The organism is Ectobacillus ponti (assembly GCF_024294785.1).
Classification (GTDB): Bacteria; Bacillota; Bacilli; order Bacillales; family Bacillaceae_G; genus Ectobacillus; species Ectobacillus ponti.
On record NZ_JANCLT010000011.1, the window covers coordinates 67334 to 90541 of the forward strand.

19 protein-coding genes, 5 tRNA genes, 1 other RNA gene and 3 pseudogenes are annotated in these 23208 nt (G+C 53.4%); 27 read left to right on the forward strand and 1 reads right to left on the reverse strand.

The window, feature by feature from the left end; all coding sequences use genetic code 11:
• Positions 1-45: 45 nt before the first annotated feature.
• Positions 46-666 carry a P-loop nucleotide/nucleoside kinase family protein gene (locus tag NK662_RS17895; protein WP_254760317.1) on the reverse strand — a complete coding sequence of 207 codons (621 nt, stop codon included), beginning with the start codon at positions 664-666 and terminating at the stop codon, positions 46-48.
• 240 nt (positions 667-906) lie between these two features.
• Here NK662_RS17895 and eutS point away from each other — a divergent pair, with 240 nt between their 5' ends.
• From eutS to NK662_RS18030, 27 genes and pseudogenes are all read left to right on the forward strand, one after another.
• Complete coding sequence (gene eutS, locus NK662_RS17900; RefSeq protein WP_254760318.1) at positions 907-1248, forward strand: ethanolamine utilization microcompartment protein EutS; 342 nt, start codon at positions 907-909, stop codon at positions 1246-1248.
• A gap of 11 nt (positions 1249-1259) precedes the next feature.
• A complete protein-coding gene (locus NK662_RS17905) occupies positions 1260-1757 on the forward strand; it encodes a EutP/PduV family microcompartment system protein (protein ID WP_254760319.1) in 498 nt (165 codons plus the stop codon).
• Between the two features lie 73 nt (positions 1758-1830).
• On the forward strand, positions 1831-3234 hold the full coding sequence (locus NK662_RS17910; protein WP_254760320.1) for an ethanolamine ammonia-lyase reactivating factor EutA: 1404 nt from the start codon (positions 1831-1833) through the stop codon (positions 3232-3234).
• A gap of 12 nt (positions 3235-3246) precedes the next feature.
• Positions 3247-4632: an ethanolamine ammonia-lyase subunit EutB gene (locus tag NK662_RS17915; RefSeq protein WP_254760321.1), complete on the forward strand. Its 1386-nt coding sequence runs from the start codon at positions 3247-3249 to the stop codon at positions 4630-4632.
• Complete coding sequence (gene eutC / locus NK662_RS17920; RefSeq protein ID WP_254760322.1) at positions 4629-5507, forward strand: ethanolamine ammonia-lyase subunit EutC; 879 nt, start codon at positions 4629-4631, stop codon at positions 5505-5507. The genes NK662_RS17915 and eutC overlap by 4 nt, the downstream gene beginning before the upstream one ends.
• Positions 5508-5523: 16 nt before the next feature.
• Positions 5524-6174, forward strand: a complete 651-nt coding sequence (gene eutL, locus NK662_RS17925) for an ethanolamine utilization microcompartment protein EutL (protein WP_254760323.1) — start codon at positions 5524-5526, stop codon at positions 6172-6174.
• 15 nt (positions 6175-6189) lie between these two features.
• A complete protein-coding gene (locus tag NK662_RS17930) occupies positions 6190-7695 on the forward strand; it encodes an aldehyde dehydrogenase family protein (protein WP_254760324.1) in 1506 nt (501 codons plus the stop codon).
• A gap of 17 nt (positions 7696-7712) precedes the next feature.
• Positions 7713-8000, forward strand: coding sequence for an ethanolamine utilization microcompartment protein EutM (eutM, locus tag NK662_RS17935; RefSeq protein WP_254760325.1), 288 nt, complete (start codon positions 7713-7715; stop codon positions 7998-8000).
• A gap of 10 nt (positions 8001-8010) precedes the next feature.
• Positions 8011-8715 (forward strand): phosphate propanoyltransferase, encoded by a 705-nt coding sequence (gene pduL / locus NK662_RS17940; protein ID WP_254760326.1) that lies wholly within the window; start codon positions 8011-8013, stop codon positions 8713-8715.
• A gap of 590 nt (positions 8716-9305) precedes the next feature.
• Complete coding sequence (locus NK662_RS17945; protein WP_254760327.1) at positions 9306-9578, forward strand: EutN/CcmL family microcompartment protein; 273 nt, start codon at positions 9306-9308, stop codon at positions 9576-9578.
• A gap of 5 nt (positions 9579-9583) precedes the next feature.
• Positions 9584-9847, forward strand: a pseudogene (locus tag NK662_RS17950) (BMC domain-containing protein); the annotation flags it as partial.
• 67 nt (positions 9848-9914) lie between these two features.
• Positions 9915-11510, forward strand: a complete 1596-nt coding sequence (locus NK662_RS17955; protein ID WP_254760328.1) for an amino acid permease — start codon at positions 9915-9917, stop codon at positions 11508-11510.
• A 15-nt stretch (positions 11511-11525) separates the two neighbouring features.
• A complete protein-coding gene (gene mdh, locus NK662_RS17960) occupies positions 11526-12464 on the forward strand; it encodes a malate dehydrogenase (RefSeq protein WP_254760329.1) in 939 nt (312 codons plus the stop codon).
• A 149-nt stretch (positions 12465-12613) separates the two neighbouring features.
• Positions 12614-14206, forward strand: a complete 1593-nt coding sequence (locus NK662_RS17965; protein WP_254760330.1) for a long-chain-fatty-acid--CoA ligase — start codon at positions 12614-12616, stop codon at positions 14204-14206.
• 89 nt (positions 14207-14295) lie between these two features.
• Positions 14296-14442, forward strand: a complete 147-nt coding sequence (locus tag NK662_RS17970; RefSeq protein ID WP_254760331.1) for a hypothetical protein — start codon at positions 14296-14298, stop codon at positions 14440-14442.
• 92 nt (positions 14443-14534) lie between these two features.
• Positions 14535-14625: transfer RNA gene (locus NK662_RS17975), tRNA-Ser, on the forward strand.
• A gap of 5 nt (positions 14626-14630) precedes the next feature.
• Positions 14631-14713 (forward strand) — tRNA-Leu (locus NK662_RS17980).
• A gap of 19 nt (positions 14714-14732) precedes the next feature.
• Positions 14733-15106, forward strand: an RNA gene (rnpB, locus tag NK662_RS17985) — RNase P RNA component class B.
• A 50-nt stretch (positions 15107-15156) separates the two neighbouring features.
• Positions 15157-15242 (forward strand) — tRNA-Leu (locus tag NK662_RS17990).
• 24 nt (positions 15243-15266) lie between these two features.
• Positions 15267-15340: transfer RNA gene (locus NK662_RS17995), tRNA-Gly, on the forward strand.
• 83 nt (positions 15341-15423) lie between these two features.
• Positions 15424-15514, forward strand: a tRNA-Ser gene (locus NK662_RS18000).
• A gap of 260 nt (positions 15515-15774) precedes the next feature.
• Positions 15775-16014: pseudogene (locus NK662_RS18005) on the forward strand (nucleotidyltransferase domain-containing protein); the annotation flags it as partial.
• 609 nt (positions 16015-16623) lie between these two features.
• Positions 16624-18108 carry a GIY-YIG nuclease family protein gene (locus NK662_RS18010; RefSeq protein ID WP_254760333.1) on the forward strand — a complete coding sequence of 495 codons (1485 nt, stop codon included), beginning with the start codon at positions 16624-16626 and terminating at the stop codon, positions 18106-18108.
• A gap of 754 nt (positions 18109-18862) precedes the next feature.
• Positions 18863-19249, forward strand: a pseudogene (locus NK662_RS24375) (DUF7674 family protein).
• A gap of 496 nt (positions 19250-19745) precedes the next feature.
• Positions 19746-20105, forward strand: coding sequence for a VOC family protein (locus NK662_RS18020; RefSeq protein WP_254760335.1), 360 nt, complete (start codon positions 19746-19748; stop codon positions 20103-20105).
• Positions 20106-20182: 77 nt separating this feature from the next.
• Positions 20183-21007 (forward strand): squalene/phytoene synthase family protein, encoded by an 825-nt coding sequence (locus NK662_RS18025; RefSeq protein ID WP_438503639.1) that lies wholly within the window; start codon positions 20183-20185, stop codon positions 21005-21007.
• Between the two features lie 364 nt (positions 21008-21371).
• The gene (locus NK662_RS18030) at positions 21372-23192 is read left to right on the forward strand and encodes an assimilatory sulfite reductase (NADPH) flavoprotein subunit (RefSeq protein WP_254760337.1); all 1821 of its coding nucleotides are present in this window, start codon (positions 21372-21374) and stop codon (positions 23190-23192) included.
• Positions 23193-23208: the final 16 nt, after the last annotated feature.

The window sequence follows — 23208 nt, forward strand, 5'->3', positions numbered from 1 at the left end:
TGTGCGCCTTGTGCCGCGGGCTGCCCAAACCACCCTGTCGCAGGGTCATAGAGCTGATTTGATCCATGCCGGCTCCGGCTGTTGTAGAATAAATTCCTTAATCCCTTCGATTTGCGTCTCTGTCAGCGCTTGGCTGTTATCGTAAATCAAAATGGAAGAGGCCGGAATGTCCCAGTTAATTTCCGGAACCTGCTGCAGGTTTTGGACGTATTGTTCCCAGTTATTCAGCTTCCATTCGTCTCTTGTTGTCTGTCTGGCCATCACGCGCTTGCGCTGCAGCTCCAGATCCTGCAGTGTGACGACAATAACTTTCACGTCAACCTCCTGCCTTGTCTTGCCGGCTTCGCGAAGCACCTCCTCAATCCAGTCTGCATCCTTCAGCTCCGCAGTGAACGGGGACACCATGAACACATGCTGGCCCAAGCGCAAATTTTGAATGCAGATATCTCGGGCTGTATCATACTCCAAATCCCGCAGGTGCTTTTTATAAAAGTCGGAATCGCGGTCATTTTTATCTAGATTGTTCAACTCCAACATACGCTCCACAAATCGTCCGCCGACAACGTCGCGGTCAATGTACGCATTTGGAATTTCCTTCGACAGTGCTTCCGCAATTGTAGATTTTCCGGTACCCGCAATTCCCACAAAAAATACTAGCTTTTGCATGATGTACTCACCTCAAATGTTATTATACTATATGAATTCGAATATAAAAATAAAATACTTTAAACAAGTAAGTATGTGAGTAAGTATACATAAGAAGAGGAGGGATTAGCAAGAAGGAAAGTGGAGAGGCGCCTCACCTGCTTGTATGTGTTGTTTTTACAGCCGGGTACGGACAACTCGTACTAGTCCCATCTCTGCATCATATAGTAGGTAATAGAGAGCCGGATAAGGAGAGGGAGCATGACGGAAGAAAAAAAGCGCTTTATTCAAGAGTTTGTGCCTGGGAAACAGGTGACCTTGAGCCATATCATTGCCAATCCGGATGTCGATATGTTTGATAAGCTTGGGCTGCAGCAGACCGGCGCCATCGGCATTCTGACACTGACCCCGAGCGAAACGGTCATTATTGCCGGTGATTTGGCCACGAAGGCTGCACACGTCTCCATTGGGTTTCTCGACCGCTTTACCGGGAGCCTTGTGCTTGTCGGCAGTGTATCAGAGGTGGAGATGGCACTCGGTCATATTAATGAATTTCTGGCAGGACAGCTTGGCTATACCAGTGCGAGAATTACGAAATCGTAGGAGCTGATGATATGCGCAAGCCCCGCGCAATGCTGATCGGCGCCATTGGCGCCGGGAAATCCAGCCTGACCAAGGCGTTGCTTGGCAAGGATGAAATGCCTGTGAAGACACAGACGCTCATGTACGAGAACTGGATTGTGGATACGCCGGGTGAATACACTGAGAACCCGCTGTATTATCGGAGCATTATGGCCACAGCCCTGGAAGTCACGCATGTTCTGTTCCTGCAAGATGCCACGCGTGCCGGCAGCAGCTTTCCGCCAGGCTTTGCTTCCGGCATTCCGAAGCTGCCGATTGGCGTTGTGACAAAAGCAGACGCTGCAGAGGCAAATACAGAACAAGCTGTAGCACTGCTGCAACGGGCCATGACGCGGGGGTCGATTGTCATTTCTTCCGCCCGGACTGGACAGGGCTTGCAGGAAATCCGCGATTTGGTGGCATGCGCTTCCATGGCTGCCATGCAGCAATATTGCAGCAGCAAGGGCTTGATTTTCCTGAATTCCTTCTAAAATATTCAGAATTTATAATAAAACTGTACAGGCCCTCATACATTGAAGCAAACCCGTATGGAGGAATGCTGTGATGCCACCGACCAAGGAAACCATACTCAGCGCCGGCATTGATATTGGCACCAGTACAACAAAGCTGGTTATCAGCCGGTTCACGCTGTCCAATACCGCTGCTTCAAGCCATGTGCCGCGGATTGAGATTACTGAAAAGCAAATGATCCACGCCAGCCCCCTGTACCGGACACCGCTTCGTTCCCGTGAACGCATTGATATGCCGGAAGTCCTGCAGATTATCAGAAATGAATATGAGAAGGCCGGCATTTCGCCGGCGCACATTCAAACCGGTGCCGTCATTATTACAGGGGAGACGGCGACCAAACAAAATGCCAGGGAGCTTGTGCATATGCTCTCCGCCGAAGCCGGGGAGTTCCTGGTGGCCACTGCCGGTCCGGATTTGGAGGGGATTCTGGCAGCGAAGGGGTCCGGTGCGTATGCCTACGCAAAACACACCGGAAAAACGGTCGCAAACATTGATATCGGCGGCGGCACGGCAAACATCGCTGTATACCGGGGTGCGGAGCTGCTTGGGACCTGCACGCTGCATATTGGCGGCCGCCTTGTGGAATACACAGAAGACCGCATTTCATATATCGCTCCTCCTGTGCAGGCATTGCTGGCGCAGGAGCCGGTGCCGGAAGCGGATATGGCATCCGCTGCCCTGCAGCGGATGGTGCAAATTCTGGTGCGTGTTCTGGAGGCCCGTGTAAGGCCTGGAGATGAAGTGCTGCTTCTGGGACATCCGCCGGGCTGGGGAGATTGTATTGAAGAGATTATGTTTTCCGGCGGAGTCGGTGCCTGCCTCTATCACCCTGAACAGCAGGCGCCCTATCAGGACATCGGCTTAGCTTTGGCACAGGCACTGCGGGAGAGCGCGGAGCTGCAGCGCTGGACGTGGGTCCAGCCCCTTGAAACCGCCAGAGCGACCGTTATGGGCGCCGGCATGCAGGCAACAGAAATCAGCGGCGCTACAATTCAAGTGCAGGCTGGCTGTTTGCCGCTGCGGAATGTTCCAGTGTATCAGCTGAATTGGAACGGCAGCTTGGCCGATGGGGAAAACCGGCTGAAGCAGGCTGCAGGGCACGCCCTCGCTTTATATGATCCGGAAGGGGCGGGACAGCCATTTGCCCTCTGTATGCAAGGCTTGCCGCGGCTCCGGTTTTCGGAGGTGCAGCAGCTTGCCGGCTGGATTGTACAGAGCTGCTGTCTTTCCTTTCGGCAGTCTGTTCCTGTTGTGATTGTACTCAGCAGCGACCTGGCGAAGGTCATGGGGCAGACCTTGCAGCTGAAGCGCCCGGACTGGAGGTTTGTTTGTATTGACCAAATTCAGGTGGAACACGGCGATTATATCGATATCGGACACGAGCTGCAATCCGGGGTGGTTCCTGTCATCGTGAAAACACTTGCTTTTCACACATAGGAGGTGCGGCACATGATATTGCAAACGCGGCTGCTGGGGCAATCCTATGCATTCCGCCATCTTAAGGAAGTATTTGCCAAGGCGAATGAAGAAAAGTCCGGGGATCGGCTGGCCGGTCTTGTGGCGGCTACGGTTCAGGAGCGGATTGCGGCAAAGCAGGTGCTGAGCCAGGTGCTGCTGCGGGATATCCGCAATCATCCGCTCCTGCCGCCGGAGGAAGACGAAGTCTCCCGTCTGATTGAGGACGCCGTCAATGAGCCGATGTATCAAAGCGTGCAAAACTGGTCCGTAGCGGAGCTTCGGGAGTACATACTGGATGACAAAACAACCGGAGCGGATCTGCAGCGGCTGGGACGCGGACTCACGAGCGAGATGATCGCGGCGGTCACCAAGATTATGTCTAATCTGGATTTGGTGCACGCAGCCAACAAAATCGAGGTTTTGTCCCACTGCAACATCACAATTGGCCAAAAAGGGGTACTCGCTTCGCGCCTGCAGCCCAATCATCCGACAGACAGTGTGGCCGGCATGCTGGCGTCTTTGCAGGAAGGCCTGTCCTACGGAATTGGCGATGCGGTCATCGGCATCAACCCCGTGGATGACTCTGTTGAAAGCGTGAAGCGGCTCCTGCATGCGACACATGATTTTATTCAGGAGTGGCGGATTCCGACGCAAAACTGTGTGCTGGCGCATGTCACAACCCAGATGAAAGCCATTGAGCAGGGAGCGCCGGCTGATCTTATTTTCCAAAGCATTGCTGGAACCGAAGCCGCCAACCGGTCCTTCGGTATTAACGCGGCTTTACTTGATGAGGCATACGATATGGCCAAAAAGCTCGGCACCGGAACCGGTCCGCACTGCCTCTATTTCGAAACGGGACAGGGCTCGGAGCTCTCAGCGGAGGCCCATCACGGCATCGACCAGGTAACGCTGGAGTCACGGAACTATGGCTTTGCGAAGCGGTACAACCCCTTCATCTTAAACACGGTTGTAGGCTTCATAGGGCCGGAATATCTGTATAACGGCAAGCAGGTCATCCGGGCCGGCCTGGAAGATCATTTCATGGGGAAAATGCACGGCATCCCAATGGGGGTCGATGTGTGCTATACCAACCATATTGCCGCAGATCAGAATGATATTGAGGATTTGGGGGTGCTGCTGGCGGCAGCCGGCGTCAATTTCGTCATCGCCACCCCGATGGGAGATGACTGCATGCTGAACTATCAATCTCTCAGCTATCACGATGTGGCCGCCCTGCGTGAGACGCTCGGCCGCAAACCGGCCCCGTGCTTTCAGGAGTGGCTGGAGGAGATCGGCATTTTTGAAAACGGCCGTCTCAGCCGGTATGCCGGCGATCCATCCTTCTTTACAAAATCTGCAACAGGAGGGGCCCTATGAAAACAGAGCTTGTCTCCGCAATCACAGCAGAAGTGCTGCGGCAGCTGCAGGAGCCGCCGCAGGCAGACATGGTCCGCATTTGGGAGCATGACCGCCCGTCTCCTCCACTGGCACAGCCGGACACGAGAGAAGCAGAAGCGCTGCCGAAGCCGGCACACCATGCTTCTGTTGCTGATGGCAAAACCATTCTTTCTGATATGCTTTCGTCCACACCGGCCCGCATCGCGGTTGGCAGAAGCGGCTATCGCCCCAAAACGGATGCATGGCTGCAATTTCGGCTGGATCATGCAGCTGCTGTGGATGCGGTGTACAGTGAGGTGTCACGGGAACTGCTGGAGCGCCTGGAGCTGTTCACTGTACGGACGCGGGTAACGGATAAGGAAACCTACATTCTCAGGCCGGACTTGGGGCGCTTGCTGCAGGAAGAGGACGCGGCTTTGCTGCGGACGCGCTGCCGGAACCGGCCGCAGGTGCAAATCATTGCTTCCGACGGGCTGAGCGCCGCTGCGGTGGAAAGCAACCTCGAGGATGTGTATCTGGCCTTCAGGCAATCTCTGGCGCATTTGGGGCTGCAAAGCGGAACACCCTTTTTCATCCATCGCGGCCGCGTGGCTGTCATGGACCAAGTCGGCGATTTGCTGGAGCCTGAGGTTGTCGTCTACTTCATTGGTGAGCGTCCCGGCCTTGTCTCTGCGGAATCACTGAGCGCCTATCTGTGCTATCGGCCAAGAAAAGGGACGATTGAGGCCGACCGGATGGTGGTGTCCAATATTCACGCCGGCGGCATTCCGCCTGTCGAGGCCGGCGCGTATTTAGGGACTGTGGTGCAGCGCATCCTGCTGCAGCAGGCGAGCGGGGTGCATCTGACAAAGTAGAAAGGAGGGAGGAGACATGCTGCAGCCGATTCGTGCCCAGGTGCTGGCAGTGCGGGTCATCCCCAATGTGGACGCAGCCTTGGCTGCCAAGCTGGAGTTGAAGCCTCATCAGCGGAGCCTTGGCATACTGACCACCACGATTGACGATGTAGGCTACACGGCCTTCGACGAAGCAACAAAGCAAGCGGAAGTGGAGGTTGTCTATGCCCGCTCCTTCTATGCTGGAGCAGCCCATGCCTCCGGACCCTTATCAGGCGAGTGCATCGGTATATTGGCCGGACCGACGCCTGACGAGGTGAAAAGCGGCCTTGCGGCTGCCTGCCGAACCATTGAACAGAATGCCTATTTTGAAGCCATCGTGCCGGACGGTTCCCATGCACTGTACGCTCATGTGGTCGCCCGCACCGGCAGCTATTTATCACAAACGGCCGGTATTCCGGAAGGCGAGCCTCTGGCATACTTGATTGCCCCGCCGCTTGAGTCCATATATGGATTGGATGCTGCGCTGAAAGCAGCAGATGTCCAGTTGGTGCAGTTTTTCGGGCCGCCGTCTGAAACAAACTTTGGCGGAGGGCTCCTGACAGGGACACAGGCGGCTTGCCGGGCGGCGGCGGATGCCTTCCGCGATACCATATGCCGGCTGGCACAAAACCCAATCGTGTACTAGAAGGGAGAGACTGCCATGGATTTTGATTTGCAATCGCTGCAGGAGATGCGTGATGCCGTGCGGCAGGCAAAGGCGGCGCAGGAGACGTTTCAGACCTTCTCGCAGCAGCGGGTGGATGAAGTGGTGCGGGCTATATCCGAAGCGGCCCTGCAGGCGGCACAGGAGCTGGCTGTGCTGGCCGTAGAGGAAACAGGCATGGGGGTAGTGGCCCATAAAGCCTTGAAAAATGAGGTGGCCGCCCGGGATGTCTACGAATCCATCCGCCATGAACGCACCGTCGGCCTGCTGCGGGAGGACAAACATGCCAAGGTGATGGAATACGGCAGCCCGTTTGGCGTCATTGCGGCAATGGTGCCGACAACCAATCCCACCTCTACGGCTATTTTCAAAAGCATGATTGCGCTGAAAGCGCAAAACAGCATCGTCATCAGCCCGCATCCGAATGCGGCCCGCTGCACGGTGCGTGCCGCAGAAATCTGCGCGGAAGCTGCCGTGGCTGCCGGTGCGCCGGAAGGGCTGATCAGCTGGATTTCCAAGCCGACCATGATTGCCGCCGAGGGGCTCATGAAGCATCCTGACGTCCATCTCGTGGTGGCCACCGGCGGCAGCGCGCTTGTCCGTGCGGCCTACAGCTCCGGCAAGCCGGCTTATGGCGTCGGCCCGGGCAATGTTCCTGTCTACATCGACCGCACCGCCCAGCCAGGCCCGGCGGTAGAGCGCATTGTGATGAGCAAAACCTTTGACCATGGCACCATCTGCGCATCCGAGCAGGCAGTCATTGTGGATCGGTATATACAGGAGCAAGTCATCCATGCATTCAAGCAGCAGTGCGCTTATTTTGTGAATGCCGAGGAGAAGCAACGGCTTGCCCGTGTCATCTCGCCGGCTCCCGGCAAGCTCAATCCGGCCATTGTCGGCAAAAGCGCCCGGGATATTGCGGCACTCGCGCAAATCGCTGTTCCTGCTGGGACACGTCTCTTGCTTGCTGAAGAAAGCATGGTCGGCAAGGAGTATCCATTTTCGCTGGAAAAGCTGTCTCCCATTCTCGCTTTTTACACAGTAAATGGCTGGGAGGAGGCGCTGGAGCTCAGCAAAATGCTGCTGCATCACGGCGGGAATGGCCACACCCTTGCGCTTCATACAAGCGACGAACGCGTAGCCCGGGAGTTTGCGCAGCAGTGTCCGGTCTCCCGGATTGTCGTAAACACGCCGTCGGCTTTGGGGGCTGTCGGGGCAACAACCGGATTAAAGCCGTCATTCACGCTTGGCTGCGGTACCTTCGGCGGCAATATGACTTCAGATAACCTGTCGAGCCATCATCTCTTAAACATCAAACGGCTGGCGTATGGCATGAAGGAGCTTTCAATTGGGGCTGAAGAGCAACAAGCCGCCTTACCTGAAGTGAAAGTGGAAGAGATTGTCCAGCAGGTGCTGAAACAAGCTGCCGGACTTGAGCGATTAGACCATGAACATGTAAGCCGTCTTGTTGCGCAGGCACTTGCGGCTGTCCAATCGAACTAACATAAGGGGGAGTATGTATGTCAAGAGAGCTGACCGCACTCGGTATGATTGAAACGCGGGGATTAGTCGCCTCTGTGGAGGCTGCGGATGCCATGGTGAAAGCGGCGAATGTGCATCTGGTGGGCAAAGTCCATGTTGGGGGCGGCCTTGTGACCGTGCTGGTGCGCGGGGATGTCGGCGCAGTCAAGGCTGCGACAGAAGCCGGGGCTGCAGCAGCCCAGCGGGTGGGGGAGCTGCTGTCGGTGCACGTCATTCCGCGGCCGCACAACGAGCTGGAAAGCATTCTGCCCAAAATCGAATCGTAGGTGATGCGACATGCAAAAGCCTCCCATTACGGAGCAAATCGTTCGTGAAGTGCTGCTGCGGCTGCAGACGCACACCATCCCCATCGCTGTCTCCGCCCGCCATGTTCATCTGTCGCAGCAGCATCTGTCCATCTTATTTGGCAGCGGCCATGAGCTGAAGAAGAAGCGGGAGCTGTCGCAGCCCGGACAGTTTGCCGCGGCGGAAACGGTGCTGCTGGCCGGGCCGCGCGGCTGCATCGAACGGGTAAGGGTGCTCGGCCCTTGCCGGAGGGAGACACAGGTGGAAATCAGCCGGACGGATGCGCTGCGGCTGGGGGTTGCCCCGCCCGTCCGGGAATCCGGAGACACCAAGGGCTCTGCAGCTGTTACCATCATTGGCCCGGCCGGCAGCTTGTTCATCAAGGAAGGATGTATCGTGGCGCAGCGGCACATTCATATGTCACCGCAGGATGCACAGACTTTCCAAGTTCAAAATGGGGAATTGGTGCAGGTGGAGGTGCAGGGTGAACGGCCGCTGCTGTTTCAGCATGTAAGAGTGCGCGTCTCGCCGCGGTATCAGCTGGAGATGCATATTGATACTGACGAGGCGAACGCGGCCGGCGTCGCCGGAACCGGCCGCGGCATCCTCCGCAGGAAAGGGGGTGGACCCGCTGAATCAAGAGCTGATTACACAGATTGTTCTCTCGATTATGCAGCAGCTGGCGGGGGAAAATAGTCCGCCGCCCAGGCCGTCTCTCCTGTTTGTGTATCCGTCACATATGACCGAAGAGGAAGCGGAACGGCAAACCACGGAGCTGCAGGGGGAGTGGCAGGTGCAAACAGCGGCCGCCCATGCTGTTCACACGCTGGGCGAGGAGGTCCACCATGTTCTGTTTTGGGAGGTGCAGCAGGATTTGCTGGTGCGCGGCGCTCTCGGATTGACGGATACACGCACCAGCCACCTGCTTGCGCAGGCGCTCCTGCAAGCCGTTCCGGTTACTCTTTCTCTGTCGCCCTCCCTGCGCTGGGTTGTCGGCAATGGGCCATGGTCTCCGTATCAGCTGTATATCCGGCAGCAAAAGGAGCAGCTGGAGCGCTTTGGCGTTTCCGTGTTGGCTGCACCTGGACTGGTGGAGCTTCTGACGGCTCCCGCTGCAGCTGGTCCTGCCGCTTTCCCTGGCAAGCTTGTCACAGAAGCGGATATTCAGCATATAACATCCACGAGCCTTCTCCTGCAGCCGGGCACAATTGTGACGCCGCTGGCGCGCGAAGCGGCCCGGAGCAAAGGAATTGTGCTGCAAACAGAAGGAAACGGAGGGTGATGCCATGCAGCTGGGAACCGTGATTGGAAAGGTGTGGGCCACACGCAAGGAGGAGGGATTAACCGGATTAAAGTTTCTCTTTGTGCAGCCCGAGGATACGGAGGGAGCAGCACTGGCGTCGCCTTTGATTGCCGCTGACCGGATTGGTGCGGGCGTGGGTGATAAAGTCATCATCACCTGCGGCAGCGGGGCACGTGTTGTATACGATTTTCAGCAAACACCTGTCGATGCAGTCATTATTGGCATTGTTGACAGCATCGAGCATGAAAGGGGGTGAGGAATGTGGGAGAGGCCATTGGCATGATTGAAACACGGGGGCTGATCGGTTCGATTGAAGCGGCAGACGCCATGCTGAAGGCAGCGGATGTCCGGCTGCTCCGCCAGGAAAAGGTAGATGCCGCACTGGTGACCGTGCTGGTGGAAGGTGATGTGGGGGCGGTGCAGGCGGCAGTGGAAGCAGGCCGGGAAGCGGCAAAGCGGGTTGGCGAACTGTTGTCCTCCCATGTCATTCCGCGGCCGGACAGTGACGTCCACCGTGTTTTGTCCAAACAATAAGATGAATGGGAGTCTATGGAAATATGCCTGGCATTTGAGAGAGTAGGAGCGTGAGAACATGGCATTGGGAATTCTCATTCTGGTTGTCTGCCTGTTTGTGATGGCGGCGATTCTGTTGAAAGCAAACCGCAGCGTCCGGCAATACCGGCTGGAAAAGCATGCCGGGCCGGAGCATGACCTGGCCTCCTTCGGCTATAAGCAGGAGCTGCTGCGGGATATGGGCGGGTTCTCGAACTTCGCCATTTCCTTTTCGGTGATTTCCATTTTAACAGGCGGTGTCACGCTGTATGGCTTCGGCTTCAATCAGGGCGGACCGGCCATCATCGGCATGGGCTGGCCGCTTGTCATTATTTTTTGCTTGTTTCTGTCCGCTGCCATTGCAGAGCTGACATCCGCCATCCCGACTTCAGGAGCCATTTACCACTGGGCGTCTATTCTTGGCGGCAAAGGGGCGGGCTGGTTCTCCGCCTGGTTCAATATGGTGGGGCAAATTACGATTGTGGCCGGCATTGACTTTGGCTGCGCCGGCTTTGCTTCTTCTCTCTTGTTTGAAAATCCGACAAAGACAGAGCTTCTCACTGTGTACGCAGTCATCCTCGCAAGTCATGCACTTTTGAATCATTTCGGCATTCATCTTGTTTCCCGTCTGACACAGGTATCCGCCATCTATCATATGCTCGGCGTCGGCTTCATTATTGGGGTGCTCGTGTACTACGGGCCGAACCACAGTGTAGATTATTTGTTTGATACGAGCTTTTCCACGGCAACAAACAGCACGACCCCTTATTGGTTTGCTTTTCTGCTCGGCCTGCTGCAGGCGCAATGGACCATTACCGGCTACGATGCCTCTGCCCATACGAGCGAGGAGACGATTGATGCCAAGGTACGGGCGCCTTGGGGCGTATATCTGTCCGTCGCCATTTCTGGTATTTTTGGCTTTGTATTGCTGGCGTTGGCGACCATGTCCATTACGGATGCGAATGCCGTAGCAGACGGCCAGGGAAATGCCTTCATTGTCGTGATGGAGCAGGCAGTCGGCGGCACCTTCGGCAAGGTCATTCTCTGGATGGTGACCTTCGCCATGTGGTTCTGCGGCCTCTCCGGCGTCACCTCCGCATCCCGGATGATTTATGCGTTTGCCCGTGACGGCGGCCTGCCATTGTCCCGGCTGTGGGGCAAGGTGCATGAAAAATTCCGCACACCGGCGTATGCGATTTGGATCACCGTCGTACTGGCGTTTCTGTGCGGCATTTTCAACAATGTATACGCAGTTGTAACTTCGCTGAGCGTCATGGGGCTGCATACCTCTTATCTCATTCCAATTGTCCTGAAGTTGCGGGCACAGTTCCGCAAAATTTGGACGAAGGAGGACGATGGGCCGTGGTCGCTCGGAGGCTGGAGCATGTTTGTCAACCTCGTGGCTGCTGCCTGGATTGTGTTCCTTGATGTGCTGCTCATCATTGCGCCAAGCGATGTGCAGCTGACGGATTCCTATACACTGACCTATACGACCGGAAAAGCGTTTGTCACCGTAACAATTTTGTTCGTCATTCTGTACTTGGTCCGCGCCCGCCACACGTTTGCCGGCCCGCATCTCGGCACCTACAAGGAAATCAACGAACGGCTGACTGGAAAAAGCGGGGCATCAAGCTGAAAGCAGGGGGATGTCATGATGTTTACGCGTAGAAAGATTGCGGTCATCGGCGCCGGGCACACCGGCGCCACCGCTGCGCTGCTGCTGGCGCAAAAGGAATTGGGAGACATCGTACTGCTGGATATTCCTGAATTGGAAAACCCGGCAAAGGGAAAAGCGCTCGACCTGCAGCAGACAGCGCCTCTTGGGCACTTTCATGCCCGTATCACGGGAACAGCACGCTATGAGGATATCAAGGGGGCCGACATGGTGCTCATCACGGCCGGGGTGGCCCGCAAGCCCGGGATGAGCCGGGACGATCTGGTCAGCACCAACGCCGCGATTATGGAATCTGTCGCCAAGCAGGTTAGCACGTTTGCCCCGGATAGCTGCATCCTCGTACTCAGCAATCCCGTCGACGCCATGACCTATGTCTGCTTTCGCAAAACGGGATTTCCCAAGCACCGTGTCATGGGGCAGTCCGGCGTATTGGACACGGCGCGCTTCAACACCTTTGTCGCGGAAGAGCTCGGCGTGGCGGTGGAGGATATCTCCGGATTTGTCCTGGGCGGGCATGGTGATGAAATGGTGCCGCTCATCCGCTATTCCTATGCGGGCGGCATTCCGCTGGAAAAGCTGCTGCAGCCGGCGCGGCTGCAGGCCATTGTCGAACGGACACGCAAGGGCGGCGGCGAAATCGTCAGCCTGCTGGGCAATGGCAGCGCCTATTACGCGCCGGCTGCCGCGCTTGTGGAAATGGCAGAAGCAATCCTGAAAGATAAAAAACGGATTTTGCCGGCTATCGCATATCTAGAGGGGGAATACGGGCTTTCTGGCTTGTATATGGGGGTGCCAACCATTCTGGGCGGAAACGGCATTGAAAAGATTTTGGAGCTGCCGCTGACAGAAGCAGAACAAGAAGCGCTGCACCGTTCGGCACAGTCTGTCCGGGACGTGCTGCGGCTTGTGAATTGAAGCAAAAGGGATGCCTGGTACGGGGCATCCCTTTTGCATACATATTCAGTTTTCACATATATTTCTTCACTTCACAGAGGAACTTCCATATCTCGACAAGAATATATGCAATATTCAACACATTCTATCGTGAATCTGGAGGGGATTTCATGAACGTACCTTTAGTGTTGCCGCAATTTTTGGATCGGGCTGTTGCGCTGTATGGAGATAAGCCGGCCGTCTATGATGAGGAGCGGATGTTCACCTACCGCGAGCTGAACGAACGGGTGAACCGCCTTTCCTATGGCCTGCGGGATCTTGGCGTGCAAAAGGGCGACCGTGTAGCTTATTTGGCGCCCAATACGGTTGAGATGCTGGAAGGCTTCTATGGCGTATTTCAGCTTGGTGCCGTAATGGTGCCGCTCAACATCCGCTTAAAGCCGGATGACTATGTGTTTATCCTGAATCACAGCGAATCGAAGGTGCTGCTGGTGGACGAGGATTTGTACCACTTGATCCAGCCTGTGAAAGACAAGCTGAAGACAGTGCAGCATATCCTTGTGCACTACTGCAGTGAGGAAACAAATGAAACCGATTACAACAGCTGGCTTGCCGGTTATCCGTACACGGCATTCGACCGCGCCGACTTGGATGAAAATGATGTATGCAGCCTGCTGTACACAAGCGGCACAACAGGAAACCCAAAAGGTGTCATGCTGACGCACCGAAATAATTATCTGCATGCCATGAGCGCCATGCATCACCTGCGTGTCAATGATCGGGATGTATATTTGCATGTACTGCCAATGTTCCATGTCAACGGCTGGGGGTCGCCGTTTTATTACACCGCCAACGGCGCGTCGCATGTGTGTCTGCGCAAAGCGACGCCAGCGTCCATTTTCCATGCGATGCAAAGGCATGGTGTCACCGTTTTGCATATGGCGCCGACTGTGCTCAACACACTGCTGCAATATCACGAGAAGCACCACCCGCTGCTCGGACAGCCTGTCCGGGTTGTCATCGCGGGCTCCGCGCCGCCGGCCAGCTTTGTCACACGGGTAGAGGAGGAGCTGGGATGGGAATTCATCCAGGTGTACGGCATGACGGAGTCCACACCTCTCAGCCTCGTTTCCACTGTCCGGTCCCAGTTTGCAGACCTGCCGGCAGCCGACCAGGCACGCATCAAGGCAAAAGCCGGCTATCCGCTGATCGGCTGTGACGTGCGGGTTGTGGATGAAAACGGGGAAGAAGTGGCCCATAACGGCAAAGACATCGGCGAAGTTGTCACACGCAGCCACGGCGTGATGCTCGGATACTGGAAAAATCCTGAATCCACGATGGATGCCATACGGGACGGCTGGCTGCATACAGGGGACATGGGAACCATCGATGAGGACGGCTATATTGACATCGTTGACCGCAAGAAGGACATCATCATCAGCGGCGGCGAAAACATTTCTTCTATTGAGGTAGAGGGTTCCCTGTACGAGCACCCGGCTGTACTGGAGGCTGCCGTGATTGCGGTGCCGCATGAAAAATGGGGCGAAACGCCGCATGCCTATGTCGTGCTGCGGGAGAACCAAACCGTAACCGAAGAAGAAATCATTGCCTTTTCACGAGAAAAGCTCGCCCACTTCAAGGCGGTGACCGGAGTCACCTTCATTGAAGAGCTGCCAAAAACGGCTTCGGGCAAAATTCAAAAGGTGCATCTGCGCAATGAGTACTGGCAGGAGCAAGGGATGACCGGACGCCTGGTGAACTAAACGGGCGCATGGCGGCAAGAGACCTGATGAAGCAGCATGCATCAGGTCTTTTTTGTGAGGCTCACGGTTTATGTCGAGCTAGGCACATCATGCTCCTGTTACGCAATGGCAAAACAGAGCACCCGGCTGCTAACCCGCAGCTGATTTCAATCCTGCTTGTGGAGGCATACCCTGGCACGGCTGTTTTGGGATGGGTGCGGCAGCTTGTAACCAATGCTGTACCTTTTCTTCCATAAAATGTATATTTAAAAAATGCGATTTGAGATGTATGATAAGAATGTGTGAGACGAACTGCTGTTGCAGTACGCAGGGAAGGCACATACACAATGGAGAGCTGTCCGAGAGGCCGAAGGAGCACGATTGGAAATCGTGTATACGTCACAAGCGTATCGAGGGTTCGAATCCCTCGCTCTCCGCCAGACATGCGGTTGTGGCGGAATGGCAGACGCACCAGCTTGAGGGGCTGGCGGTTTCACGACCGTGGAGGTTCGAGTCCTCTCAGCCGCATTTGTATCCAACCTCAATCAGCCCGAGAGAATCGCGCGGAGCCCTTGCTCCGTGAGGAAAGTCCGTGCTCGCACAAGCTGTGATGCTTGTAGTGTTCGTGCCCGGTGAAAGCCGGGGCAGCCTTTGGCTGACGGCGGGGAAACAGCCTACGTCCCTTGGGATATGGCTCGAATACCCTGAAAGTGCCACAGTGACGAAGCTCTGCTGGAAACGGCGGAGGTGGAACGAGGTAAACCCCACGAGCGAGAAACCTAAATATTGGTCAGGGAAGCGCCGGCAGGGAAACAGAACCGCACCGGCGCCATGGCAGACGCCATGAGATAGATGATTCTCCATCCATTGTGCGAGGATACGTCCATTTGCAGCACAGGATGAACAGAACGCGGCTTACGAAAGCTGATTGGGTTGTGATATAATAGCAAGAAATATACAGGTAGGTGTATGCGGATGTGGCGGAATGGCAGACGCGCTAGCTTCAGGTGCTAGTGGTGGCAACACCGTGGGGGTTCGAGTCCCTTCATCCGCACCAGTTCATGGCGGTGCAGCTCATCATGCGGGTGTAGTTTAGTGGTAAAACAAGAGCTTCCCAAGCTCTGGTCGTGGGTTCGATTCCCATCACCCGCTCCAACAATTTATTCCGCGATAGCTCAGCGGTAGAGCAATCATTTGTTAACCGAGAGTAGCTTCGAATCCTATCTGCGGAGCCACACAGAGAAGTACCCAAGCGGCTCAAGGGGCTCCCCTGCTAAGGGAGTAGGTCGGGATACCGGCGCGAGGGTTCGAATCCCTTCTTCTCTGCCATACATATATGAGAAAGAAGCTTCCATGGGAAGGTATAGAGTGAGTAAACTGCAGCAAACCTATGCGCATACACTTCAAGCTGCTTGCATAGCTGCAGAGGGCACTTTCTGTCTACAAAGTCCTGAACATGGTTCGTTTGCGTTTTGTGGCGTAAACCCTGTAGACGTACACAAGCTTTGACGGGTGAAAGGAAACAATTGTATGGATCCGCTGAAGGATGTAAGATGGAGGCAAGGATTTGAGACTTACAAAAAGACGTACAAGCTGCTATCATCTTTGGAAGCAGGGCTATGGGAAATTATAAGAATGGTTCTGATGTAGACCTTACCCTCGTTGGCAAGGGAATTACAAAGAGCACACTATATGGTCTGCATGATCTTTTGGATGAAGAGTATCCCCTTCCTTACTTCTTTGATGTCTTGAATTATCATGACATCGAAAACCCCAAGCTAGTGGAGCATATTGATACGGTAGGCAAGGTGACTTACAGCAGATGCTAGAGAACTCTTTCTGCCACGAGGCAATGCCAACGTTGTTGTAGCTAGATGCAAAGCTGGATGAACCATCTCGCATTTAGCTATTTCAGCATTTTTTGTCGTGTTTGTCTACAGTGTCATCCTAGAGGTTCCCATTTTCTCCGCAGCATCCGCTTGGCTCATTCCTAGCTCAATGAGATACACGCATACTAAGTTTTCTCTTCATTTGTCGGCTGGTCAGGGTACTTCCCACGTCTCTTGGGCAGCTTCAATTCCCTCTTTTGTCCGCTTGGAAGTTAAATCCATTTCAAACTAAGCAATCCCAGCAAAAATCGTAAACAGCATCTTCCCATGTACGTTGTCGTGTCCAGCTTATTGACTCAAATCCACCGAACTTTTAGGGTTTTTTATGGACAACTTTATTTTTCAACAACGTGAAATGATTGTATTAATATTACAATTATTCGGAGGATTTTCGAAAAGTTTAGCCGCTAGCAACAGGCTGTATTCCCGCTGTTTTTTCTAATTTAAACAGAGAAACTTCTCTGGATATTCCTTTTTTTCTCATATTTAGGAGTAACGTTCCGTGATATAATAAACAAAGTGTAATATCTGAAATAGGGAGAGGGTTACATGTTTAAGCGAATTAAAGAACTGCTGAGGGTTGAGGAAACACTGCGCCGCAAGCAGGGAGAACTAACAGCACTAGAACAGAAAACAGCCGATCTGCAGGCGCTGTATGACAATACAGTGCAGGATGCCCGACTATCACTGCAAGGAGAACGTGATGAGGTGTTGGAAGCAGCTAAGCGCGAAGGAGACACAGCATTGGCGGACGCAAAACAGCAAGCGGACACCATCATTCGCGAGGCACAGCACAAAGCGGAAACACTCCTATCTCAGCATGGCGAACTTGTGCGGGTGCATGAGGAACTGGAGCGTGCCGTAGAAAAGACGGCCAAAGAACTGAAAAAGCTTGAGAAGGATGCCAACAAATGGAAAACAGAGGCTGTTGGCATTAAAACACTCTTGGTGCGCTTCCCAGAGGCGGTGAATTATAGTTTGATTGAGAAAGAACTTGCTGTACTGGAAGAATCACTGGGTGATGGTGTGCTGGGTCTTCTAACAGAATTGCACCTTCATCACAAAGATTCCAAGCAGTTGAAAAAGGATATGACTGCAAATCAAAAGGAACTGAAGAAGCTCTTGGAAACCTATGAGACGCGGTATACCACAAAAGCCAACAAGGCCATTTATCAGCTCATGGTCATCGCGCTGCAAGCGGAGCTCCAGAACTTGCTCTACACGCTGAACTATACGAACGTCGACAAGGCTGTGGAGCAGGCGAAAGCCTTAATTGCCAAGTACACGGCGATTTGCGCAGCTGGCAACGCTAGCATTCTGCCAACCGTAACACGCTTCCTGACCGAATTGGAGCCATTGTTCCTGAATGCAGTACAAATCGAATACAGCTATTATGTGCAAAAGGAACTTGAGAAGGAAGAGCAGCGACGAATTCGCGAGCAAATTCGTCAAGAGCAGGAAGAGCAGCGCATTCTGGAGCAGGAACGCAAGAAGATTGAAAAAGAAGAAGAAAAGTACCTCAACGAGATTCAGAAAAATGAGGAACTCTTACGAAATGAAAGCGACAGCAGCAAAGTTGCTGCATTGGAGGCGAAACTGGCTGAACTCAACCGGCAGGTCCAGCAACTTGAGAGCAAAAAAGAAGAGATTGTCAAACGTGCCAACGGCAAAGCCGGCTACGTGTATGTGATCTCCAACTTGGGTTCCTTTGGCGAACAGATGTTTAAAGTCGGCATGACCCGACGACTTAACCCCCAAGACCGGGTAGATGAGCTGGGCGATGCCTCTGTGCCGTTTAAGTTTGATGTCCACGCGATGATTTTCAGTGAAGACGCGGTGGGGCTGGAACAGAAGCTGCACGAGATTCTTGAAGACCGGCGCGTAAACAAAATCAACCTCCGCAAGGAATTCTTTGCAATCGACGTGGAGGAATTGCAGCAGGTGGTGCAGGACATTGACCCTGCGGTAGAATTCACCACCACAATGATGGCTGGAGAATACCGTCAAAGCCTTAGCCTAATACAAATTGCATAAAAAGGCCTATACCGACATTGCGGCAACTAGGTGCAGAGGTAGCAATACAGGTCCTGTGAACACAAAAGGTATGCAGGGTTCTATGCATGTTGCAGAAATAGTCTTTGCTGCCAGACGCAGTGATATTAAGTGTGTATCAAAAGGTGTATAGATGATAATAACGGCAGGAATCCTTAATCCCTGCCGTTATTGCATTTTGAGGGAGAATTCAATGCTGATAATGTTGCGTTATGTCAACTAACCATGAATGGAATATACAGCCAAAAAGAACAACACATCGCTTTCTTGGGATGGTACAATAAGGAAAAGGCATGTCGAAGGGAATGGTACAAATGAGGGAGAGACGTACTTCTACGCAAGCCATTATCGTAGCCGCTATTGCAGGGGTAACGACTGTTATCGCAGACTATGTAGTGCCTGAATCGGATTATCGCCTTCTTGTAAAAGTCGCTATTGTTGTAGCAATAACGCTTGTCAGCGGTCTTTTGGTTCGGAAATTCGTAAGGTAGCCTCTCCAAACAGGAGGGGTTTGCTGTTCATTTTGAAGGGGGATGAAGGGATGCTCAATATCAATCCGATTGGCATTGTGATTCTAATTATATTTGTTCTTCTGCTGTTCCTCGCTTTTAAACGCATCATGAAGTGGTTTTCCAGATAAGCAACGCTTCCCCTCTGTTTGGGAGGGGTTTGCTGTTCATTTCAAAATAGAGGGCTATCGGAAGGTGATAAGTCGATGATCCAAAAACAAGAAGTCATGGGCTTGTTATTATCAGCCTGTCCTTCCTACAAAGAACGATGGGATAGGTATCTGAAAGAGAATTATTCTTACGGCGAAGAGCAACTACTTTATATAGATTTGTGTGATTTTGCAAGCCATATTGTCGAATTGTATGCAATAAGGCAGATTCAAGAGTTGCCCGCCGTGTTTGACATAATTGAGTGACTGCATGTTGATGGAGATGAATTTGTAAAAGAAGCCGCAACGGTTGGTTTGTTAGAGGATATACAAAATGCAGCATTACAGAAAAACATTAAACTGGAAGAGTTTGTTTGTCTTCTTGAACCCGAGAGTTTGAAGCAGTGGGAAGCACTTATTGATTTTTGGAACTCACTTGCAAAAAAACAAAAGAAAAGAAAGTGAGAGTATTTCGCTTGCGGTTCAACTTCCCAGAACGAATGTTATGTTAATTGAAACCGCCCCACTTGAATTCATTTTTCTTATCAAACCAAGAATGCAAGTCGTCCTTCTGGGAGGTGTACCTGCATTTTGCCATAGGCAGCACCCCAATCAGAAGCCCTGTTCAGGGCTTTTTGTATGTTTACGGGAAAAAGGATGGCGCCGAAGCTTTATTTACGAGGAATTTATGACAGCCTATGCCAAAATCGTGTAAACTATAAAGCAGGCCGGGATGACAAAGCAGGAAGGACTCTCATGTTTGGCTGCCGTACCATTCTTCTTGTCTCAGTGCAGCATGCCCAGTGACAGGGGATAGAGGCAACGTTGAGATGGAAAGGATGGGACATGCCATACAACTCGTGTGGAAGAATGCGGGGAAGAGGCTGTGGTGAAGCCAGCCAAAGCGAGGGACATACAGCTTTTATGAAAGCATCCTGCTGAAAAAAGGGGGGAGCGGCCGGTGTGGAGAAGAATAGAATGCGTGGCAATTTATACAGAGAACATTGAGGAAGCGGCAAGGTTCTATGAATCACTTGGGCTGGCAAGGTCTTGGGAGGCCTTTCAGGACGAAGAAGAACAGTGGAAGCTGATTGGAATGAGGTTTCCGGATGGCAGCTCAGAGCTGGTATTAAAGAATAATCCACATTTGAATTTTGCCGAGACTGAGATTGTTGTGGAAGATGTTCGGGAGACTTACAAAGCGCTGAGCTCCCATGCTGCAGTTCATTGGATTCGTCCTCCGTTCCCGAATGCTTTGGGTGGCCATGCCGCTGTCATGCAGGCACCGGATGGAAATGTCTTTGTTTTGGTGGGAAAATAAGACTGAAGTCCATCCTTGGTGCAGAATGGCAGGAAAGAGGAAAGGTTACATTATGGTAAAAAGGATGTGGAGTATATATGAAGGCACAGCCTGAACTGTACAGAGATGCAATGCGAGTATTACAAGAAACAAGCCGAACCTTCTTCATCCCCATCAGCTACTTGCCAGCCGGGCTGCAAGAGACTGTCGCAGCAGCCTATTTGTGCATGCGGGCAATTGATGAAATTGAAGACCATCCTTACTTGCAGCCTCAAGTGAAGCATGATGTGCTGCAAGCCATTCGTTCGCAGCTGCGCATGAACTCCGGCAGGGAAGAGTTTCTGTCTGTCATCGAGCCGTGGAAACAGCTTCTCCCAGAGGTTACAGTGCGCTTGTACGATTGGATTGAACTGTGTCCGCAGCCGGTGCTGCCGCAGGTGCTTGAGGCCACAGCGCTCATGGCCGGGGGAATGGCGGATTGGTCTTTGAAAGGCTGGCAGATTCAAACCGAAGAAGACCTCAATCAGTATACGTTCTACGTGGCAGGCCTGGTCGGGTTGATGCTTTCCGACATCTGGGCATGGTATGATGGCACGAAGACGGACCAATTGCTGGCAGTGGCATTTGGACGGGGACTGCAGGCCGTCAATATCCTGCGCAACAGCAAGGAAGACAGTGAGCGCGGGGTGACTTTCTTTCCAGAAGGCTGGGAGTATGATGACATGCTGCAATATGCCCGGCATAACCTGTCACTGGCGGATTTATACATAGAAGACTTACAACCGGGGCCTGTTCTGCACTTCTGCCAAATCCCATTGGCTCTTGCGCACGCCACTTTGGATGCGCTCGTGGCAGGGAAGGAAAAGATGAGCCGTGCAGCTGTGCACGAGGTTGTCAATCAAGTTTTGGGGGAGTCGCGCTGAATGGCGCATCCTCCGCATGTTTCCTGCTCAGATGGAGTGAGGAGCAGCCGTGGATAGGTGCAACACAATATCTTTCAGTATGTAAAGCGGTGCATGCCGCGCCCCGACAGAGAGCAGACTGTGCGGGGTGTGGCATGCACCGCTTTTTTCATCCGGAAATTCTCCGCTGCTGCGCTGAATGGATTGGAAGGCAGTCCATTGGGAACTGAATTTTGTTATGTGCGATTATAAGTATTTATAATGATTGAAATCATGAAAAATAATTTGACCCATTGGAATAATGGGTATACGATGAGATTAGTGAATTTTTATGAAAGACAAAGAAACTTGTCGAAATGATTAGAAATATGTGAGGTGGATATCGTTGCAACTTCAGGTCATGAACAGCCCGTTTAATCAGGAGCAAACAGAGCTCCTTAACCGTCTTCTCCCGACCTTGACGGATGTACAAAAGGTATGGCTGAGTGGATATCTGGCAGCAGGTGCATCCCTGGCCGCCGGTGCAGCCGCTCCGGCTCAGGCACCAGCCGCTCCGCAGGCTGCGCCTGTTTCCAAAGAAGTAACCATTCTGTATGGTTCCCAGACAGGCAATGCCCAGCGTCTATCAGAGAAGGCGGCGAAAACATTGGAGGCGCAAGGCTTCCAGGTTACCGTGTCTTCCATGAGCAGCTTTAAGCCAAACAGCTTAAAGAAAGTGCAAAATCTTTTGATTGTAGCGAGCACGCATGGCGAAGGCGAGCCGCCGGACAATGCGCTCTCCTTCCATGAGTTCCTGCACAGCAAGCGTGCGCCGAAGCTGGAAGAGCTTCGCTACTCCGTACTGTCCCTTGGCGACAGCTCCTATGAGTTCTTCTGCCAAACGGGCAAGGAGTTTGATGTGCGTCTGGCAGAGCTTGGCGCAACACGCCTGCAGCCTCGTGTGGACTGCGACCTTGACTTCGAAGAGCCGGCTGCAGCCTGGCTGAACGGCGTCATCAGCAGCCTGAGCGAAGCGCAAGCCGAGACAGCCGCTCTTGTTGCCGCTGCAACGCAAGCCACTCCTGTACAAACAGCAGAGCCGGTATATTCCCGCAAGAACCCGTTCCGCGCGGAGGTATTGGCCAACTTCAATCTGAACGGCCGCGGCTCCAGCAAGGAAACGCGTCATTTGGAGCTGTCCCTGGAAGGATCCGGCTTGACATTCCAGCCGGGCGACGCACTTGGCATCTTCCCGGAAAACGATCCGGAATTGGTGGATGCCCTGCTGACAGAGCTGAAATGGAATCCGGAGGAACAGGTTACGGTGAATAAGGAAGGCGACGTCCGCCCACTTCGCGAGGCGCTGCTCTTAGACTTTGAAATTACCGTTATCACAAAAGCATTGCTTGATAAAATTGCCGGCCTGACAGGCAGCGAAGCCTTGAAGGAGCTTGTGGCTTCCGACAGAGAAGCTGTGAAAGCCTACACAGCAGGCCGCGACCTGCTGGATGTGGTCCGCGAGTTCGGACCTTGGAACGTGAAGCCGCAGGAGCTGCTGGGTCTGCTCCGCAAGCTGCCGCCGCGCTTGTATTCCATCGCGAGCAGCCTGGCTGCGAACCCGGATGAAGTGCATTTGACCATCGGCGCCGTCCGCTACGATGCTCATGGCCGTGAGCGCAAGGGTGTATGCTCCGTTCTTTGTGCAGAGCGTCTGCAGGAAGGCGATACACTGCCGATTTTCATTCAGCCGAACAACCACTTCAAGCTGCCGGAAAATCCGGAAACACCAATCATCATGGTGGGTCCTGGCACAGGCGTTGCGCCGTTCCGTTCCTTTATGCAGGAGCGTGAAGAAACAGGTGCAGAAGGAAAAGCATGGATGTTCTTTGGCGATCAGCATTTCGTGACAGACTTCCTGTATCAGACAGAATGGCAAAAGTGGATGCAGGACGGCGTCCTGACCAAAATGGACGTGGCATTCTCCCGCGATACAGAGGAGAAGGTATATGTGCAGCACCGCATGCAGGCCAACCGCAAGGAGCTGTATGCATGGCTGCAGGAGGGCGCGTATTTCTACATCTGCGGCGATGCCAAGCGCATGGCGCACGATGTGCATGAAACGCTGATTTCCATTCTGGAAACGGAAGGCGGCATGAGCCGTGAAGCGGCAGAAGCGTACCTGTCCGATATGAAAAAGCAAAAACGCTATCAGCGTGACGTATATTGATTTTGGAGTGAAGGGA

Coding starts and splice junctions, on each gene's coding strand:
- NK662_RS17895 (WP_254760317.1), bottom strand. CDS start 666: ATGCAAAAGCTAGTATTTTTTGTGGGAATTGCGGGTACCGGAAAATCT.
- eutS (WP_254760318.1), top strand. CDS start 907: ATGACGGAAGAAAAAAAGCGCTTTATTCAAGAGTTTGTGCCTGGGAAA.
- NK662_RS17905 (WP_254760319.1), top strand. CDS start 1,260: ATGCGCAAGCCCCGCGCAATGCTGATCGGCGCCATTGGCGCCGGGAAA.
- NK662_RS17910 (WP_254760320.1), top strand. CDS start 1,831: ATGCCACCGACCAAGGAAACCATACTCAGCGCCGGCATTGATATTGGC.
- NK662_RS17915 (WP_254760321.1), top strand. CDS start 3,247: ATGATATTGCAAACGCGGCTGCTGGGGCAATCCTATGCATTCCGCCAT.
- eutC (WP_254760322.1), top strand. CDS start 4,629: ATGAAAACAGAGCTTGTCTCCGCAATCACAGCAGAAGTGCTGCGGCAG.
- eutL (WP_254760323.1), top strand. CDS start 5,524: ATGCTGCAGCCGATTCGTGCCCAGGTGCTGGCAGTGCGGGTCATCCCC.
- NK662_RS17930 (WP_254760324.1), top strand. CDS start 6,190: ATGGATTTTGATTTGCAATCGCTGCAGGAGATGCGTGATGCCGTGCGG.
- eutM (WP_254760325.1), top strand. CDS start 7,713: ATGTCAAGAGAGCTGACCGCACTCGGTATGATTGAAACGCGGGGATTA.
- pduL (WP_254760326.1), top strand. CDS start 8,011: ATGCAAAAGCCTCCCATTACGGAGCAAATCGTTCGTGAAGTGCTGCTG.
- NK662_RS17945 (WP_254760327.1), top strand. CDS start 9,306: ATGCAGCTGGGAACCGTGATTGGAAAGGTGTGGGCCACACGCAAGGAG.
- NK662_RS17955 (WP_254760328.1), top strand. CDS start 9,915: ATGGCATTGGGAATTCTCATTCTGGTTGTCTGCCTGTTTGTGATGGCG.
- mdh (WP_254760329.1), top strand. CDS start 11,526: ATGATGTTTACGCGTAGAAAGATTGCGGTCATCGGCGCCGGGCACACC.
- NK662_RS17965 (WP_254760330.1), top strand. CDS start 12,614: ATGAACGTACCTTTAGTGTTGCCGCAATTTTTGGATCGGGCTGTTGCG.
- NK662_RS17970 (WP_254760331.1), top strand. CDS start 14,296: ATGCTCCTGTTACGCAATGGCAAAACAGAGCACCCGGCTGCTAACCCG.
- NK662_RS18010 (WP_254760333.1), top strand. CDS start 16,624: ATGTTTAAGCGAATTAAAGAACTGCTGAGGGTTGAGGAAACACTGCGC.
- NK662_RS18025 (WP_438503639.1), top strand. CDS start 20,183: ATGAAGGCACAGCCTGAACTGTACAGAGATGCAATGCGAGTATTACAA.